Here is a 15,179-nt window from a genome sequence, read left to right as displayed (position 1 = left end):
TCCTCACAGATGGTTATATTCCCGAATATAACCCGTTCCCGAGGGTTTGGAACCCCCTCACTGCTAAGGGGTGGCCCCAGAGGCTCGAAGTCGACAATCTGAACGAGCTACAACGTTTGTTGCGGTTTCTCGCTACACTGTGCGCATGGCAGGATCAACTTTCGCTCGTCTGGGCGAGCTCGCGTCACAGCGTTGGGGCCTGGTGACCACCGCCCAGGCGCTCGAGGCTGGCGTGGCGCGCCCGACCCTGACGCGCCTCGCCAACAGCGGCGCGCTCATCCGCGTCGCGCGCGGCGTCTACCGCCTCGCCGGCGCGCCAGAGCACGAGCAGGAGGCGATCCTCGCGACCTGGCTCGCCCTCGGCGGCGCCGACCGTCCCCGCACAGACACCGGCGTCCCGCCCGTCGTCGCCGCAGGCCAGACGGCCGCGCAGCTGCATGGCATCGGCGACTGGTTCCCCGGGCCACTCGAGTTCGTCGTTCCCACCCGCCGCGGTACCCGCCTGGACGGGGTGCGGCTCCGCACCCGCGAGCTCGCGCCCACCGAGGTGGTCTCCGTCGACGGGATGCCGACCATGAGCGTCGAGCGCACGATCGCCGACCTGATCGAGCAGTGGGTCGACCGCTCCCTCGTCGCCGATGCGCTCGCCGACGCCGCGGACGCGGGAAAGCTGCTCTCCCCCGCCCGCCTGACCGAGTATCTGGAGCCGCTGGCCAAGCCCAACAAGTACCCCTCGGGTGCCGCGCTCGCGGCTGATCTGCTCGCTCTTGCGGGCGTCGACGCGGTGGTGCCGGCCGATGCCTGAGCCCGACGGCTACAAAGACTGGACGGGGCTTGCGCAGGCGATCAAGGCGGCCGCGACGAAGGCAGCCGGTGACGGCGCGAGCGCGCTGGATGTGAATGCGCAGATCGTGCAGGCACAGCACGATCGTTTCCTCAGCCGGGTCTTTGCGGAGGGGGAAGAGTCCGAGTGGCTGCTCAAGGGCGGCACGGCGATGCTCGCCCGGGTGCCGAAGTCACGGTCGACGAAAGACCTGGATCTGGCCTCGACCGGCGCCGCCGATCTGGATGCCGCGCAGCAGGCGCTCGAGCAGGCAGCCGCGCGTGATCTCGGCGACCATGTGCGGTTCCAGCTCACCCGTGCCCGTGCGACCGGGCGAGGAGAGAACCAGCCGGGTGTCGCGACCCGGCGCCTGGTGTTCACATGTCTGGACGCGAACACCGGCCGGAGGATCTCCGACATCCCCATCGACGTGGTCGTCGGCCCTCCCCCGGTCGGCCGCGTCGAGACGATCGAGCCGTCGACGCGGCTGCAGCTGGGGCGGCCGGTCCCGTCGCACCCCTACCGGCTGTTCCCGATCTCCGATCAGGTCGCGGAGAAGGTCACTGCGACGATGAGCACCTACAACGGCCGCCCCAGCAGCCGCGCGAAAGACCTGGTGGACATCGTCACCATTGCACGCACGCAGCGCGTCGACCTGCGCGAGCTGCAGATGGCCATCGACGCGAAGCGTGCACTGTCAAAGCTCGACTCGTTCACTACGTTCACGGTCCCGGACGGTTGGGACGGTCCCTACCGGGTGCTCGCGGCCGGCACGCCCTCAGCCGGCGGGATCACCGATCTGGGTGAGGCCGTGGCTCTCGCGCGTCAGCTGATCGATCCCGCGCTCGCCGACGCGCCCGTGCAACCGGGGACGGTCTGGGTCCCTGGCTCAGGCTGGACACAGAACCCTCCGCCGCCGGAGCCGGGCGGCAGCGGATCCCCTTCGGGGGAGGTCCACGTGCGCGCGCACGTGCGCTCCGGTTATCCCGTCACGGAGCACTGGCGCGCAGCGCGCGGCTCAGCCCAGGAGTGACCGCGTCAGTGCGCCGCGTCGTACGCCTCGAGGATGGACGCGGGAACCCTGCCGCGATCGCTGACCTGGTGTCCGTTCTGACTGGCCCATTCACGCACCGTGTTGAGATCGGCCCGTCCGCCCCGCGACGTCCTCGCCGGACGCCGGGTGGCTGCGCCGATGCGGCGCGCGCTCTTGGCCCAGGCCTCGAACTCGAGATCGATCTCGAGTTGCTTTCCGTCGATCGCGAAGGTCGCGGGATCGAGCCGCTCGCCAGGTCGCGCACACCACCGCGAAGGGCGGCGTCATCGCGATGACGAAGTCGCTCGCTGCGGAGGGCGCCCGCTACGGCGTCCGCGCGAACTCGATCTCGCCTGGCTTCGTCAGCACCCCGGCGACGGACAAGGCGGTGGATGCGGAGGGCAAGGCCTGGCAGGTCGGCAACGCGCTCATTCAACGCCCCGGCACGGGCGAGGACATCGCGTACATGCCGCTCTACCTGGCCTCCGACGAGTCCTCTTGGGTGACCGGACAGAACTACAGCGTCGACGGCGGCGCGACCGCCGGGTGGCGGAACGACAGCGAGACGGACCGACTGGCCGCGAAGAACGGCTGACACGCGGGTCGCGGCGCGACCGGTGACGGACGTGAGGCACGGTGTCAGCTGACACCGTGCCTCCCGTCCGTCGTGGCCACCTCGTCTAAATCGCGAGGTACCCGCCGTCGACGGCGAACTGCGCGCCGGTCGCGAAGGCGGCCGCGTCGGAACCGAGCCACGCGACCATCTCGGCGATGTCGTGCGGCGTGCCGAGTCGGCCGATCGGGTGCTTCGTCAGCAGCGCGTCCTTGAAGCCGGGGTAGGTCTCCTCCAGCGCGTCTATCATTGGCGTCTGGATCACCCCGGGCAGCACTGCGTTCACGCGGATGCCTTTGTCGGAGTACTCCACCGCGGCGGCTCGGGTGAGGCCGATGACGCCGTGCTTCGACGTGACGTAGGCGGACTGGTGGGCGATGGCGACCTGCCCGAGGGACGAGGCGGTGTTGATGATGGATCCGCCGCCCTGCGCCAGCATCTGCGGGATCTCGGCCTGCACGCCGGTTCAATATTCCGCACAGAGGAAGTTGGCCCCACGGCGTTACTGCAGTCAATCGTTCTGTTGCGCAAGCCCCCGCAGGTAAGCACGTGCGTCGTCGAGGCTGACGACATCGCCGTACTTCGCGTCGATGTCAAAGAGGCTGGCCAGGTGCGGAAGGGCTGCCCGGTCGCCGACTGCCTCTTCGACGACGATGGTGTGGAAGCCGTAGGAGCAGGCGTCAACCGCCGAGGCGCGCACGCACCCACTGGTGGTGCAGCCGACGATGATGATGGTGTCGACACCCCGTGAGATCAAGCGTGCGGCGAGATCAGTTCCGAAGAAGCAGGATGCGTACTTCTTCACCAGGGTCATCTCGTGGGGCAGCTGGCCCAGCCTGCTGTCGACCTCCACCCATTCGCTGCCCTCCACCAACAGGTGGTTGGACGGGATCTTCTTGATCCAGAGCCCCGCCTCCTGCAATTCGGTGTCGTACGCGACCGTCGAGAAGAAGATGGGGATCTCGAGTTCACGGGCGGGGACGAGTAAGGCATTGGTGGCGGCCAGCTGTGACTCCAGTTCGCCTGACAGGGGCGAACGGCTGTCCGTGAATCCGGTGATCAAGTCGACGATCAGCAGCGCCGGCTTCTCGCCGTAGCCGATCCGGCCGCCCAATCCCTTGGCCTTGAACTCGTCGCGCAGCCGTGCGTACTCATCGATCAGCTCCGTATTCGTCACGAATCGGCTCTCCTGTTCCCCGTCGACTGATAGTGCGCCGCGATGGCATCGCTCGTCGTCACCCAGACACCATCGTGAGACGTGATGTGCTCGAGGGCCCGATCAAGGTAGCGGTGGCGGAACGGCTGGCCGACGATGAACGGGTGCAACGGCAGCGACATGACGCGACCCGAGTGCTCGGAGTCTGAATAGAGCTGATCGAACTGGTCGATCACCGCTTCCAGGAACTGCGGGCCGGTATAGCTCTTACTCACGAACATCGTCACATCGTTGAGTTCTATCGTGTAGGGAACGCTGAACATCCCGTCGACGTTCAGCGGATACGGCTGATCGTCGTTCGTCCAGTCCAGGACGTAGTCATACCCCAGCTCCCGAAGGATCCGCGGCGTCTCGAACGTCTCTGTGAGCGCCGGGCCAAGCCAGCCCCGCGGCCGTACTCCGGTGGCGGAGGCGATTGTATCCGTCACGTCTTGAAGGTAGGCGCGCTCCGTGTCAGCACCCATTCCAGCTTGGAAGGTGGAATTGTCGCGGCCATGCGCGAGCCACGCCCAGCCGCGTTGCCGGCCTGCCTCGAGAATCTGGGGGTAGTGCCGACAAACGTCGGAGTTGAGAAGCACACTTGCGGGCACTCCATGTCGGTCGAGGCTCTCGATCATCCGCCACAGGCCTACCCGCGGACCGTAATCGCGCCAGCCGTAATTGAGTGGATCCGGCTGCAGCATCGCGGTACCGCCGAAGATGCTCGTGGAGGGCTTGTCGATCTGATAGTGCTCGATGTTCAGCCCGACATAGAACGCCACTCGGGCCCCATTCGGCCACGAAATCGTCGGTCGCTCCGTGATCGGGCTGTAATCGAAGCGGAAAGTGTCAAGGCGGGTGAGACAGATTCCGTCAGGCGGTCTGTATGAGGGCCTCCTGTGAGGGCTGGTTGATCCAGGCGGCCTCGGGCAGCTTGGGCGCCTGGGGTCGGCGGTGGCCGAAGCGCTCGGGACGGGCGGCGTAGGCCGCGTCCAGGGTGGCCTGGCGCTGGGCGCGGACCTGCCCGGCGGTGCCGAAGTGGACGCTGGCGGGGGTGTGCAGCCCGATCCCGCAGTGGCGGTGCTCGTGGTTGTAGTAGGCGAAGAACTGCTCGGCGAACGCGCCGGCGTCGGCCAGGGACCCGAAGCGCTCGGGGAAGACCGGGGCGTACTTCAGCGTCTTGAACGCCGCCTCGCTGTAAGGGTTGTCGTTCGACACGTGCGGGCGGGAGTGCGACCTGGCCACCCCGAGGTCGACGAGCAGCTGAGCGACCGGTTTGGAGGTCATCGAGGTCCCGCGGTCGGCGTGGATCGCCTCCGGCACGCCATGGATGCCCATGGCGTGCTCGAGCAGGTTCTTGGCGATCTCGGCGTCCTCGCGGGCCGCGATGGTCCAGCCCACGACGAACCTGGAGAAGATGTCGAGCACGACGTACAGGTCGTAGTACACGCCCCGCTCCGGCCCCTTGAGCTTTGTGATGTCCCAACTCCACACCTGCCCCGGCGCCGTCGCGACGAGCTCGGGCCGGGTCCGGGGCGGGTGGCTCGCCTGCCGGCGCCGTTCCCCGGCCATGTCGTGCTCGCGCAGGATCCGGTGCATCGTGGACATCGAGCACAGGTAGGTGCCCTCGTCCAGCAGCGTGGCCCAGACCTGGGCGACCGACTTGTCCGCGAACCGCTGGCTGGTCAACACGGCCAGCACGTGGGCCCGCTCGGCGGCGGACAGCTTGTTCGCCGGTGCCGGCCGCGGTGTCCGTGGACGTGGCGGTGGCGGGTTCTTGGCCCGGTAGTGACTGGCGCGGGAGCGACCCAGCAGCGCGCACGCAGCCGCGGTGCCGACGTGCTCGGCCAGCCCGTCGACGGCCGGGTTGATCACCGCGGCGACCGCGGCGGCTTGTCCGCGCTCTCGGAGAGCGTCTCCAAGAGCGCGTGTGCTTTTCCCATCAGGTCCAGCGCCGCCCTGGTCTTGGCCAGCTCGGCCTCGGCCTTCTCCGCCCGGGCCCGTAGCGCCTGCAGCTCCCGCTCGCGCCGGTCCCGCGGCTTGCTGCCCAGCCCGGACAGCGAGCCGGCGGCCGCGGCCTTGCGCCACTCGATGATGTGGGAGGTGTACAGGCCCTCCCGGCGCAGGATCTCCCCACGCCCAGAGCGGTCCGCGGCGTCGTACTCGGCCAGGATCGCCGCTTTGAACTCGGCGGTGAACGTCCGCCTCTTGGGCCGGTCAGCACGAGGAGCCATAGCCCCATCATCGGTGCCGACGTCAGCAACCGTCATCGTCATCTCAGTATTGGTCCGTTCTCGCCCCGTGCAGTGCGAAGGTCAGCAGTGCTGGTGTCTCACCCCATCCTGACGCACAGGGCTCGAGCGGGAGCGCTTGTTCAGTCGCGCGTGGATCTTCGTGGGTCACGAATCAGAGATCCCTCAGCCCGGCGACTACGTGGTGCGGCGAGTGCTCGACGACTCGTTCATCGTGGTGCGCGACGAGAGTGGCTCCGTCAAGGCGATGTTCAACATGTGCCTGCACCGAGGAATGCAGGTGTGCCGGGCGGAAATGGGCAACGCCTCGCACTTCCGCTGCCCGTATCACGGCTGGTCGTACCGCAACGACGGACGAATCGTGGGGCTGCCGTTCCACGAAGAGGCGTACGGTGGCGAGGCTGGCTTCAATCGCAAGGGAGCCCGCCTGCTTCCGGCGCCGAGCCTCGACAGCTACAACGGGTTGATCTTCATCAGCATGGATCCGGATGCGCCACCGCTGATCGACTACCTCGGCGATTTCGCTTTCTATCTCGACTACTACACGAAGCAGAGCTCCTCGGGCATCGAGCTCCGCGGCCCGCAGCGCTGGCGGGTGAAGGCGAACTGGAAGATCGGCGCAGAGAACTTCGCCGGCGACATGTACCACACGCCACAGACCCACACCTCGGTGGTCGAGATCGGCCTCTTCCGCGAACCGAAGGCGGAGAAGCGTAAAGACGGCAACACGTACTGGGCGGGCAACGGCGGAGGCACGACCTACAAGCTTCCGGAGGGAACGCTCGAGGAGCGGCTGCGCTACGTGGGCTACCCCGACGAGATGATCGACCGGATGAAGGAGGTCTGGTCCCAGGACCAGCTCAATGTGATCGGCGAGAACGGCTTCATGATCTCGGCGGCCTCGATCTTCCCGAACATGAGCTTCGTGCACAACTGGCCGAAGGTGGAAGACGGCGACGACGTGCTCCCGTTCATCTCGATCCGTACCTGGCAGCCGATCAGCGAGAACGAGACCGAGGTGCTTTCCTGGTTCGCCGTCGACGCAGCGGCACCGGAGGAGTTCAAGGCTCTGTCGTACAAGGCGTACCTGATGTGCTTCGGCAGCACGGGGATGTTCGAGCAGGACGATGTGGAGAACTGGGTGTCCCTTACGAACACCGCGAAAGGGAATATGGCGCGGCGCTTGCTGCTGAACAGCCGGATGGGCGTGCTGAAAGACGGCAGATTCGTCGTGGAGCCGCTCGGACCGGACGCGTTCTCTGGCCCGGGCGTGGCCCACGTCGGTTACGGAGAGTACAACCAGCGGCATCTGCTCGAGCGCTGGGCGGACTACCTCGAGACGGAGCCGACCGCGCTGATCATCTCGTCGGTGGGGATGCCGGAGGGGCTGTCATGACCGAGGCGCGCTGGGTTCGACTGAAAGAGTCGCCGCTCGGAGCACATACGACCAAAGCCACGCGGGTGGGGAGTTCGTTGTCGTTCTCGGACGGCCTGCATCTGGAGACGCACAGGTGGCTCGTCGAAGAGGCATACATCCTCGACGAGCAGCGGTACGAGGACTGGCTCGACCTCATCGCCGACGATGTGCACTACATCATGCCCGTGCAGGTCACTACCGCGCTCGGCGCCGGGTACTCGACGTCTCCGGGCATGGCGCATTGGGACGAGAACAAGTACTCCCTGAGCCGGCGGGTCGCCCGCTTCCTCACGGAACACGCCTGGACAGAGGATCCGCCCTCCCGGCTCCGTCACTTCGTCACGAACGTGCGCACCTTCGAGAGCGACGTCCCGGGCGAGGTCGTCGTCGATTCTGCGGTGCTTCTTTTCCGCAGTCGCGGCGACGTGCACGAGCCCGCGGTGATCTCGGCCGGCCGCGAAGACGTTCTGCGACGTGTCGGCGGCGGGTTGCAGCTCGCACGCCGAACCATCACGGTCGACGAGTCGGTCTTGCGCACACAGAATCTGGCGATCTTCCTATGAAACTCGAATGGGAAGGCGAAGAGGACGACCGCATCGCGGCCATCGCAGCAGCAGACGAACGTCAGCGGCTCGAAGACCAGCGGGTAGGGGCTCCGATCTCGATCGCCAATGAGTTCTCGGAGATCCGGGTATCTCGCGTGGAGACACGCAACGGCTCCCGGCTCCTGATCGAGTCGCCGCGATCCGGGCAGTGGGTCGCTCTCGATCCGCTCGAGCTCGAGGCGCTGACCTGGCAGACTACGGCGACGTTCTCCGCCATGATCGCCCAACCGTTCGCACCGATGTTCCCTGAGATAACGCCTGAAGAAGCAGGAGAGGAGTGACACATGCCTGTCGTGAAAGCGGATCTCGGGCTCTGTCAGGGCTACGCCAACTGCATCATGGCCGCGGGAGACTATTTCGATCTCGATGACGACGGCGTCGTGATCCTGCTCAGAACAGAGGTCGACGAGGCCGACCGGAAACGGGTCACCGAGGCGGCGAACAGCTGCCCGGTTTCCGCGCTCCGGGTGGAAGACGAATGACGACAGCGATTGTCGGTGCGTCGATCGCGGGGGTACGGGCCGCGCAGGCGCTTCGGGCAGAGGGGTATCGCGGAGACGTTGTGCTCATCGGCTCCGAGCCCGTGCTGCCCTACGACAAGCCGCCGCTGTCGAAGGGATACCTCGTCGGTGCAGGTGCAGCCGAGGTCACGCTCCTCACGGCGGCGGAGGCGCTCGAGCTTAACATCGACCTTCGTCTCGGTGTGCCGGCGGTAGGTCTGGACCGTGCGTTGTCGGAGCTCCGGCTGGCGAATGGACGGCGGGTCGGCTTCGATGACCTCGTGGTGGCGACCGGCGTCCGCGCGCGGCCGTCGCCGTGGGGTGAAGGCGAGGGAATCCATGTGCTGCGGACACTCGACGACGCAGACCGGCTGCGCGCCGAGCTAGTTCCCGATCGCAGGATCATCGTCATCGGAGCGGGCTTCATCGGCGCCGAGGTCGCCGCGACCGCTCTTGGGCTCGGAGTCGATGTCACCCTGGTCTCGGCGACACGCGACCTGATGTCACGCCGGCTCGGTGACGAGATTGGCGCCCTCTTCTCGCAGAAGCACTCCCGGCATGGCGTACATGCGGTTCTCGGACGGACGGTCGCGCAGATCGACGGTGCGAAGGGAGACTTCCGCGTGCTCCTGGATGACGGTTCCGAGCTCCACGGTGATGTCGTCGTCATCGGCATCGGGGCAGTGCCGAACGTCGAATGGCTCGAGGACTCAGGGCTCGAGATCGACGACGGTCTCGTCTGCGACGAATTCCTCACGGCACTCGGCGCCCCGGAAATCCATGCGATCGGCGATGTTGCGCGGTGGCGGCATCCGGTTCGCGGCGATCTCACCCGTCTTGAGCACTGGACGAATGCGGTCGACCAGGCGCGCTGTGTCGCGCACAACATCGCTCATCCCGACGACCGACGCTCATATCTGCCTGTCGAGTATGTCTGGAGTGACCAGTTCAACTGGAAGCTGCACATCGTCGGTCGCACGACGGCAGTCAACCCCGAGATGGTGACGGACCCTCGAACACCCGACCGGATCGCGTCTCTGTACTCTCAGAATGGTCTGTCATTCGACGGGGCAGTGGTACTGAATTGGCCCCGCGCTCTCGTCGAAGTCCGCCGGTCCATCGCAGCGGGATCGTCGCTTTCCGACGTTCGTGTACGACTGGGCCGGCTGCTCGAATCGGCGTCCGGATAGACCTGGACGGGATCGCCTTGCCCTTGATGGCGGCCCTGAGGGCCGGCAGGAACGATACAGTTTCTGTTGTGCAGAGAAATAGAGCAGCCGACGGAGTCGATGCGGCTCCGCAATACCGATCGAGTCGGTCGACAATGCCCTGAAACTCCTGCTCCTGCTCGGTGAGAAGAACGAACTTCGACTGACGGACGCCAGCAAGCACCTGGGTGTCGCGACCTCAACGGCGCATCGCATCCTCGCGATGCTTCAATGGCGAGGATTCGTGCGGCAAGACCCGCGAACGAAGACATACGGGCCAGGGCCGTCGTTGACCACGATCGCCTTCTCGGTGCTGAGAAAGATGGACATCCCGCAGATCGTGCAACCGATCCTCGAGGAACTCAGCCACCAAGCCGGCGAGACGGTTCACCTCGGCACGCTCGACGGCAACTCCACTCGCTTTCTCGCAGTCTCGGAACCGACGACGGCGGTGCGAGTCGCTTCACGGTTGGGCAAGGAGATGCCGGCCCATTGCACCTCCACGGGAAAGGTTCTCCTGGCGCAGCTCCCGCGAGAACAATTGGACCGTCTCTACCCCGACGAGCAACTCTCACAGGTGACTCCGCAGTCGATCCGTACCAAGACCGAGCTCCTCGCACAACTGGATCTTGTCGCGAAGCAGGGCTATGCAACGAACCGGGAGGAGAGCGAGGAGGGCGTGGCCTCGGTGGCCGTGGCCGTTCCCTCGGCGAGCGGGCTGCGGTTGGCGATCAACGCATCTGCCCCGGTGTTCCGCTTGCCTCCCCGCAAGGTGAAGACCCTCGTCGCACTCCTCGATGAGGCAGCCGTACGTCTGGCCGACCTGACCTCCTGAAGGCTCGTCGTCTCTTTCCCCTGCGACCTGGTGCAGGGGTCGTTCGGCGCGTTCTGAAGAGAGCTCGAGCCATGCTGGACTGTTGGCGCCGCGCAAGCTATTGTGTCTTCTAGTTAGGAACAAGTTCTGCTCAGCAGATAAATATGCGAAGAGGATGATCAATGCAGATCGTACTGGTGCACGGCGGATGGGTAGGCGGCTGGGCGTGGGACGGCGTCGCCGACGAATTGCGCAGAATGGGGCACGAGGTGATCGCGCCGACGCTGCGCGGTCTCGAAGACGGTGACGTGGACCGCTCCGGCGTCACGATGAGCATGATGGCGCGCGATCTGATCGATCAGGTAAGAGAGCTCACCCAGCTCGACATCGTGCTCGTCGGTCATAGCGGCGGAGGTCCGCTCATCCAACTCGTCGCTGAGGCGATGCCCGAGCGCATCGGCCGGGTCGTCTTCGTCGACGCCTGGGTGCTGCGCGACGGCGAGAGCATTAACGACGTGTTCCCCGATCCGTTGGTCGCAGCGATGAAGGCGCTTGCGAGTCAGTCCGACGACAACACCATGGTCATGCCGCCTGAGCTCTGGGCCGCGATGATGCAGGACATGTCCCCGTTCGAGCAGCAGCAGCTCGCCGCGCTCGAGCCGAGGCTCGTCCCATCGCCGGCAGGCTGGTCCGATGAGCCGATCCGCCTCGACCGGTTCTGGGCGAGCAGCATCCCGTCAAGTTATGTGTTCCTCGCTCAGGACCAGGCCGTTCCCGCTGAGATCTACCAGGCCGCGGCCGGGCGGCTTGATAGTCCGCGCACGATCGAGATCGACGGAAGCCATTTGGTGATGCTCACGCATCCGGAGAGGCTCGCACGGGCCCTCGACGCCGTCATTGCCTAACAGGCCTGGGGAAGCTATGGATTCGATTTCACGCCCAGACGACGTCGCGCCGATCTCGTACACCGAACTGGCGCCGTCGGGTGCGCCTGCTCGGTGGATCGTCCTCGTGCACGGGGGTGGTGCCTCGAACGAGTACTATCTCGAGACGCCCGACGGCCGACAGGGCTGGGCGGCACGATTCGTATCGCTTGGCTACGGTGTGCTGGTGGTGGACTGGCTGGGGTTGTCCTATGAGGCGGCCCAACACGTCGATGATCGTGCGGCGTCTGCGCGGCTGGACTATGAGAGCGTGTGCCGAGGGATGGGCGTGTTCCTCTCTGGTCTCGGCCGGAACGTCGTGCTGGTCGTGCACTCGATGGCAGGTCCGATTGGCTTCCGCCTCCTAGAGACGCATGGCGATCTCATCGACGGGCTCGTAGCCGTCGCTCCGGGCCCGCCTGGAAATATACAGGCGGTGCCCGAGATCGTGAGGGAGTCCGACCAGGAGGTCTCCATCCGTGGAGCGGCCATCGACTGGACCATCCCGAAGATGGGTTTCTGGGAACCCACAAGCGCCTTCGTGAACGACAAGGCCATCGGACCCAGCCGGCGGTTCCCCCGCGAGTGCATCGAGGTGTTCCGCCGCACCCTTCGGCCGATCCCGGCCCGGATGCTTTATCAGCGTCAGAACATCGGTGGGAGCCAAATGAGGATCGGGCCGACCGACGCGTTCACGAACAAGCCGATTCTCGTCTTCACGGGTGGAGCCGATACCGACCACCCCTCGCAGCTGGATCAGGACATCGTGGCCTGGCTCACCGATCAGGGCGCCGCCGTCACCTTCTGGTCGTCCGAACTGCCTCTTCTCGCTGGGAACGGCCACATGCTGATGGTCGAAGACAATAGCGACGAGATCGCTGACGAGATCGCGCGGTGGATCACGGCGCTCTGACTCGCCACCGTATCGTCCCGGCCATTATTTCAGCCGACCCGACGTCCCCAACAGCGGAGGAGAACGCCAGTCGTTTCCTTCGTGTCACTCGAGGGAACGCTGTGCCAGCTCGTTGCCGACTACGACTTGGTCGATCGGGCCCTTGCTCGAACTCCTCATTTCATACGTCTGGCGATGGACTCAAGGGAGATGTTCGCCGACGGCCGCGTGCAACTCCAGGTCATCGGTGGACAGCTGAGGCGTCTGCCACGACGCATCGAGACGATCGGTTCGCAGCTCGAACGGAACGTTCGGGCTGAGCATAAGGATGTTCCGAGACCTCCAGGAACGCGGATGGATCGGTTCGTTGGTCGGGGAGCTGACGACCACCCTGGTTGGCGTGGCGCTTATCGTCGCTGCGGTGCTACTTTCGGTCTCGGGGGGGTGGCCCCCAGCTCGCCCCGACGTCGCACTCCTACCGTTCCTAGGGGCGGGGTGGTCGGCCTCGCGGGCAGGCTCCTCGTGCTGAGGCCGCTGCGCACCTCCTTGATGCGCACCACGCTGATCGCCGGATCCTGGCAAACTATCCCGCGACGCGAATTCGCAGGGGGTGTCGGCGCGACTTTCGATCGACGTACAGTGCCGTCCGTTAACAAACGATCGGTTCGTGCGACCGAACTGTCGAACGCCTGTGCATCGCTGCGGCGAGTTCCTCATGGCGCAGTACCTGGGTTTCGCTTCCGGAAGAAGATTTCACGAACCCCAGCGACACGGTGTTGCGGTGACGTTCGACGAAAGAGAAGAAGGATGGCCCGGCGAATCCCAATCGCGCGAAGTCTCGCCTTCGAAATGACAGAAGCGCTCCTGTGCTCGCGCGTCGGTTACTTCGCACCTTCTAGGTGTGACGTTATCAATTAGGGTGATGACGACCGGTGACGGGTACCGGTACCTGCTGAACTCTGTCGTGTCCGGTGACGGCGACCGCGACGCCTCGTCTGTGTTGACGCGGTATTACGCGGAGGCCGGGACTCCTGGCTCGATGTAGCGCCGAGGGGGTCGCTACTGGTCGGTTCCGACGTTGTGTTCAACCCAGTCGCGCAGATGCTTCAACGGGGCGGCTGCGCTGTGTCCGAGGTCAGTAAGTTCGTACTCCACGCGAGCGGGAACCTCGGGGTAGACGGTGCGAGTGAGCAGGCCGTGGTCTTCCGGAAAGTGTCAAGGCGGGTGAGACAGATTCCGTCAGGCGGTCTGTATGAGGGCCTCCTGTGAGGGCTGGTTGATCCAGGCGGCCTCGGGCAGCTTGGGCGCCTGGGGTCGGCGGTGGCCGAAGCGCTCGGGACGGGCGGCGTAGGCCGCGTCCAGGGTGGCCTGGCGCTGGGCGCGGACCTGCCCGGCGGTGCCGAAGTGGACGCTGGCGGGGGTGTGCAGCCCGATCCCGCAGTGGCGGTGCTCGTGGTTGTAGTAGGCGAAGAACTGCTCGGCGAACGCGCCGGCGTCGGCCAGGGACCCGAAGCGCTCGGGGAAGACCGGGGCGTACTTCAGCGTCTTGAACGCCGCCTCGCTGTAAGGGTTGTCGTTCGACACGTGCGGGCGGGAGTGCGACCTGGCCACCCCGAGGTCGACGAGCAGCTGAGCGACCGGTTTGGAGGTCATCGAGGTCCCGCGGTCGGCGTGGATCGCCTCCGGCACGCCATGGATGCCCATGGCGTGCTCGAGCAGGTTCTTGGCGATCTCGGCGTCCTCGCGGGCCGCGATGGTCCAGCCCACGACGAACCTGGAGAAGATGTCGAGCACGACGTACAGGTCGTAGTACACGCCCCGCTCCGGCCCCTTGAGCTTTGTGATGTCCCAACTCCACACCTGCCCCGGCGCCGTCGCGACGAGCTCGGGCCGGGTCCGGGGCGGGTGGCTCGCCTGCCGGCGCCGTTCCCCGGCCATGTCGTGCTCGCGCAGGATCCGGTGCATCGTGGACATCGAGCACAGGTAGGTGCCCTCGTCCAGCAGCGTGGCCCAGACCTGGGCGACCGACTTGTCCGCGAACCGCTGGCTGGTCAACACGGCCAGCACGTGGGCCCGCTCGGCGGCGGACAGCTTGTTCGCCGGTGCCGGCCGCGGTGTCCGTGGACGTGGCGGTGGCGGGTTCTTGGCCCGGTAGTGACTGGCGCGGGAGCGACCCAGCAGCGCGCACGCAGCCGCGGTGCCGACGTGCTCGGCCAGCCCGTCGACGGCCGGGTTGATCACCGCGGCGACCGCGGCGGCTTGTCCGCGCTCTCGGAGAGCGTCTCCAAGAGCGCGTGTGCTTTTCCCATCAGGTCCAGCGCCGCCCTGGTCTTGGCCAGCTCGGCCTCGGCCTTCTCCGCCCGGGCCCGTAGCGCCTGCAGCTCCCGCTCGCGCCGGTCCCGCGGCTTGCTGCCCAGCCCGGACAGCGAGCCGGCGGCCGCGGCCTTGCGCCACTCGATGATGTGGGAGGTGTACAGGCCCTCCCGGCGCAGGATCTCCCCACGCCCAGAGCGGTCCGCGGCGTCGTACTCGGCCAGGATCGCCGCTTTGAACTCGGCGGTGAACGTCCGCCTCTTGGGCCGGTCAGCACGAGGAGCCATAGCCCCATCATCGGTGCCGACGTCAGCAACCGTCATCGTCATCTCAGTATTGGTCCGTTCTCGCCCCGTGCAGTGCGAAGGTCAGCAGTGCTGGTGTCTCACCCCATCCTGACGCACAGGGGGCGGCTGGACGATCTCACCGAGTGGGCGCATGGTTTCACCGGCCGGGCCCAGTCGTTCCCCGGCTACCGGGCCTGGAGTCCCGCGGGGTGGTGGTCTTTCGGGCCCGCGGCGTCGTGACCGCGACGGGGTGAGCCATCGTGCGATGGTCAGTGAGAACGACCAAGAACTCACACAGAAAGAC

General features: G+C 66.2%; 19 protein-coding genes and 1 pseudogene. 13 read left to right on the top strand and 7 right to left on the bottom strand.

The features are described 5' to 3' along the window. Positions 1-145 precede the first annotated feature (145 nt). Both J8G10_RS18465 and J8G10_RS18460 read left to right on the top strand, forming a co-directional pair. A complete protein-coding gene (locus J8G10_RS18465) occupies positions 146-805 on the top strand; it encodes a type IV toxin-antitoxin system AbiEi family antitoxin domain-containing protein (RefSeq protein WP_005050774.1) in 660 nt (219 codons plus the stop codon). Beyond that, positions 798-1,856, top strand: coding sequence for a nucleotidyl transferase AbiEii/AbiGii toxin family protein (locus J8G10_RS18460; protein WP_005050776.1), 1,059 nt, complete (start codon positions 798-800; stop codon positions 1,854-1,856). Before J8G10_RS18465 ends, J8G10_RS18460 begins: the two co-directional genes overlap by 8 nt. A 5-nt stretch (positions 1,857-1,861) precedes the next feature. On the opposite strand, the gene J8G10_RS18455 is transcribed toward J8G10_RS18460, so the two are convergent. Then, complete coding sequence (locus J8G10_RS18455; RefSeq protein WP_082157160.1) at positions 1,862-2,080, bottom strand: histone-like nucleoid-structuring protein Lsr2; 219 nt, start codon at positions 2,078-2,080, stop codon at positions 1,862-1,864. Between J8G10_RS18455 and J8G10_RS18450 the strand changes: the two genes are divergently transcribed. After that, complete coding sequence (locus J8G10_RS18450) at positions 2,008-2,451, top strand: SDR family NAD(P)-dependent oxidoreductase (RefSeq protein WP_082157159.1); 444 nt, start codon at positions 2,008-2,010, stop codon at positions 2,449-2,451. The two genes, J8G10_RS18455 and J8G10_RS18450, sit on opposite strands and share 73 nt — an antisense overlap. An 85-nt stretch (positions 2,452-2,536) precedes the next feature. Here J8G10_RS18450 and J8G10_RS18445 read toward each other — a convergent pair whose 3' ends face one another. The 4 genes from J8G10_RS18445 to J8G10_RS18430 all read right to left on the bottom strand — a co-directional run bounded on the left by J8G10_RS18445 (position 2,537) and on the right by J8G10_RS18430 (position 5,934). Then, positions 2,537-2,929 (bottom strand): SDR family oxidoreductase, encoded by a 393-nt coding sequence (locus J8G10_RS18445; RefSeq protein ID WP_005050794.1) that lies wholly within the window; start codon positions 2,927-2,929, stop codon positions 2,537-2,539. Between the two features lie 51 nt (positions 2,930-2,980). Next, positions 2,981-3,646 carry an N-carbamoylsarcosine amidohydrolase gene (locus J8G10_RS18440; RefSeq protein WP_005050795.1) on the bottom strand — a complete coding sequence of 222 codons (666 nt, stop codon included), beginning with the start codon at positions 3,644-3,646 and terminating at the stop codon, positions 2,981-2,983. Continuing rightward, complete coding sequence (locus J8G10_RS18435; protein ID WP_203225534.1) at positions 3,643-4,446, bottom strand: polysaccharide deacetylase family protein; 804 nt, start codon at positions 4,444-4,446, stop codon at positions 3,643-3,645. Before J8G10_RS18435 ends, J8G10_RS18440 begins: the two co-directional genes overlap by 4 nt. Before the next feature lie 91 nt (positions 4,447-4,537). Further along, positions 4,538-5,934 (bottom strand): IS3 family transposase gene (locus J8G10_RS18430; RefSeq protein ID WP_370428832.1). Its coding sequence is split into 2 segments (ribosomal slippage): positions 4,538-5,598 and positions 5,598-5,934, totalling 1,398 coding nucleotides; the frame shifts between segments, so codons are not numbered across the junction. A gap of 124 nt (positions 5,935-6,058) precedes the next feature. Here J8G10_RS18430 and J8G10_RS18425 point away from each other — a divergent pair. The 9 genes and pseudogenes from J8G10_RS18425 to J8G10_RS18390 all read left to right on the top strand — a co-directional run bounded on the left by J8G10_RS18425 (position 6,059) and on the right by J8G10_RS18390 (position 12,296). Continuing rightward, positions 6,059-7,312 carry an aromatic ring-hydroxylating dioxygenase subunit alpha gene (locus J8G10_RS18425; protein ID WP_005054956.1) on the top strand — a complete coding sequence of 418 codons (1,254 nt, stop codon included), beginning with the start codon at positions 6,059-6,061 and terminating at the stop codon, positions 7,310-7,312. Then, positions 7,309-7,896 carry a 3-phenylpropionate/cinnamic acid dioxygenase subunit beta gene (locus J8G10_RS18420; protein WP_005054954.1) on the top strand — a complete coding sequence of 196 codons (588 nt, stop codon included), beginning with the start codon at positions 7,309-7,311 and terminating at the stop codon, positions 7,894-7,896. Before J8G10_RS18425 ends, J8G10_RS18420 begins: the two co-directional genes overlap by 4 nt. Beyond that, positions 7,893-8,219: a hypothetical protein gene (locus tag J8G10_RS18415; RefSeq protein ID WP_005054953.1), complete on the top strand. Its 327-nt coding sequence runs from the start codon at positions 7,893-7,895 to the stop codon at positions 8,217-8,219. The genes J8G10_RS18420 and J8G10_RS18415 overlap by 4 nt, the downstream gene beginning before the upstream one ends. Before the next feature lie 3 nt (positions 8,220-8,222). Continuing rightward, the gene (locus tag J8G10_RS18410; protein ID WP_005054951.1) at positions 8,223-8,420 is read left to right on the top strand and encodes a ferredoxin; all 198 of its coding nucleotides are present in this window, start codon (positions 8,223-8,225) and stop codon (positions 8,418-8,420) included. Further along, positions 8,417-9,628 (top strand): NAD(P)/FAD-dependent oxidoreductase, encoded by a 1,212-nt coding sequence (locus J8G10_RS18405; RefSeq protein WP_005054949.1) that lies wholly within the window; start codon positions 8,417-8,419, stop codon positions 9,626-9,628. Before J8G10_RS18410 ends, J8G10_RS18405 begins: the two co-directional genes overlap by 4 nt. A gap of 112 nt (positions 9,629-9,740) precedes the next feature. Then, positions 9,741-9,893: pseudogene (locus tag J8G10_RS19490) on the top strand (helix-turn-helix domain-containing protein); the annotation flags it as partial. Between the two features lie 42 nt (positions 9,894-9,935). Continuing rightward, positions 9,936-10,481, top strand: a complete 546-nt coding sequence (locus tag J8G10_RS18400; RefSeq protein WP_223159176.1) for an IclR family transcriptional regulator — start codon at positions 9,936-9,938, stop codon at positions 10,479-10,481. Positions 10,482-10,642: 161 nt separating this feature from the next. Further along, positions 10,643-11,365 (top strand): alpha/beta fold hydrolase, encoded by a 723-nt coding sequence (locus J8G10_RS18395; RefSeq protein WP_251448496.1) that lies wholly within the window; start codon positions 10,643-10,645, stop codon positions 11,363-11,365. Between the two features lie 16 nt (positions 11,366-11,381). After that, positions 11,382-12,296, top strand: a complete 915-nt coding sequence (locus tag J8G10_RS18390) for an alpha/beta fold hydrolase (protein WP_169080437.1) — start codon at positions 11,382-11,384, stop codon at positions 12,294-12,296. 1,038 nt (positions 12,297-13,334) lie between these two features. Here J8G10_RS18390 and J8G10_RS18385 read toward each other — a convergent pair. Both J8G10_RS18385 and J8G10_RS18380 read right to left on the bottom strand, forming a co-directional pair. Next, positions 13,335-13,430, bottom strand: a complete 96-nt coding sequence (locus tag J8G10_RS18385) for a hypothetical protein (protein ID WP_370651862.1) — start codon at positions 13,428-13,430, stop codon at positions 13,335-13,337. An 84-nt stretch (positions 13,431-13,514) separates the two neighbouring features. Next, positions 13,515-14,911, bottom strand: a protein-coding gene (locus tag J8G10_RS18380; protein ID WP_370428832.1) for an IS3 family transposase whose coding sequence is annotated in 2 segments (ribosomal slippage) — positions 13,515-14,575 and positions 14,575-14,911 — 1,398 coding nt in all. Because the reading frame shifts where the segments join, the coding sequence is not laid out codon by codon here. A 57-nt stretch (positions 14,912-14,968) separates the two neighbouring features. Between J8G10_RS18380 and J8G10_RS18375 the strand changes: the two genes are divergently transcribed. After that, positions 14,969-15,115, top strand: coding sequence for a hypothetical protein (locus tag J8G10_RS18375; RefSeq protein WP_251448493.1), 147 nt, complete (start codon positions 14,969-14,971; stop codon positions 15,113-15,115). The last annotated feature ends 64 nt before the right edge of the window (positions 15,116-15,179 follow it).

Origin of the sequence: Microbacterium sp. USTB-Y (genome assembly GCF_023703415.1) — a bacterium.
Classification (GTDB): Bacteria; Actinomycetota; Actinomycetes; order Actinomycetales; family Microbacteriaceae; genus Microbacterium.
This window is presented reverse-complemented; position numbering and strand designations above follow the sequence as displayed.

Coding starts and splice junctions, on each gene's coding strand:
- J8G10_RS18465 (WP_005050774.1), top strand. CDS start 146: ATGGCAGGATCAACTTTCGCTCGTCTGGGCGAGCTCGCGTCACAGCGT.
- J8G10_RS18460 (WP_005050776.1), top strand. CDS start 798: ATGCCTGAGCCCGACGGCTACAAAGACTGGACGGGGCTTGCGCAGGCG.
- J8G10_RS18420 (WP_005054954.1), top strand. CDS start 7,309: ATGACCGAGGCGCGCTGGGTTCGACTGAAAGAGTCGCCGCTCGGAGCA.
- J8G10_RS18415 (WP_005054953.1), top strand. CDS start 7,893: ATGAAACTCGAATGGGAAGGCGAAGAGGACGACCGCATCGCGGCCATC.
- J8G10_RS18410 (WP_005054951.1), top strand. CDS start 8,223: ATGCCTGTCGTGAAAGCGGATCTCGGGCTCTGTCAGGGCTACGCCAAC.
- J8G10_RS18405 (WP_005054949.1), top strand. CDS start 8,417: ATGACGACAGCGATTGTCGGTGCGTCGATCGCGGGGGTACGGGCCGCG.
- J8G10_RS18395 (WP_251448496.1), top strand. CDS start 10,643: ATGCAGATCGTACTGGTGCACGGCGGATGGGTAGGCGGCTGGGCGTGG.
- J8G10_RS18390 (WP_169080437.1), top strand. CDS start 11,382: ATGGATTCGATTTCACGCCCAGACGACGTCGCGCCGATCTCGTACACC.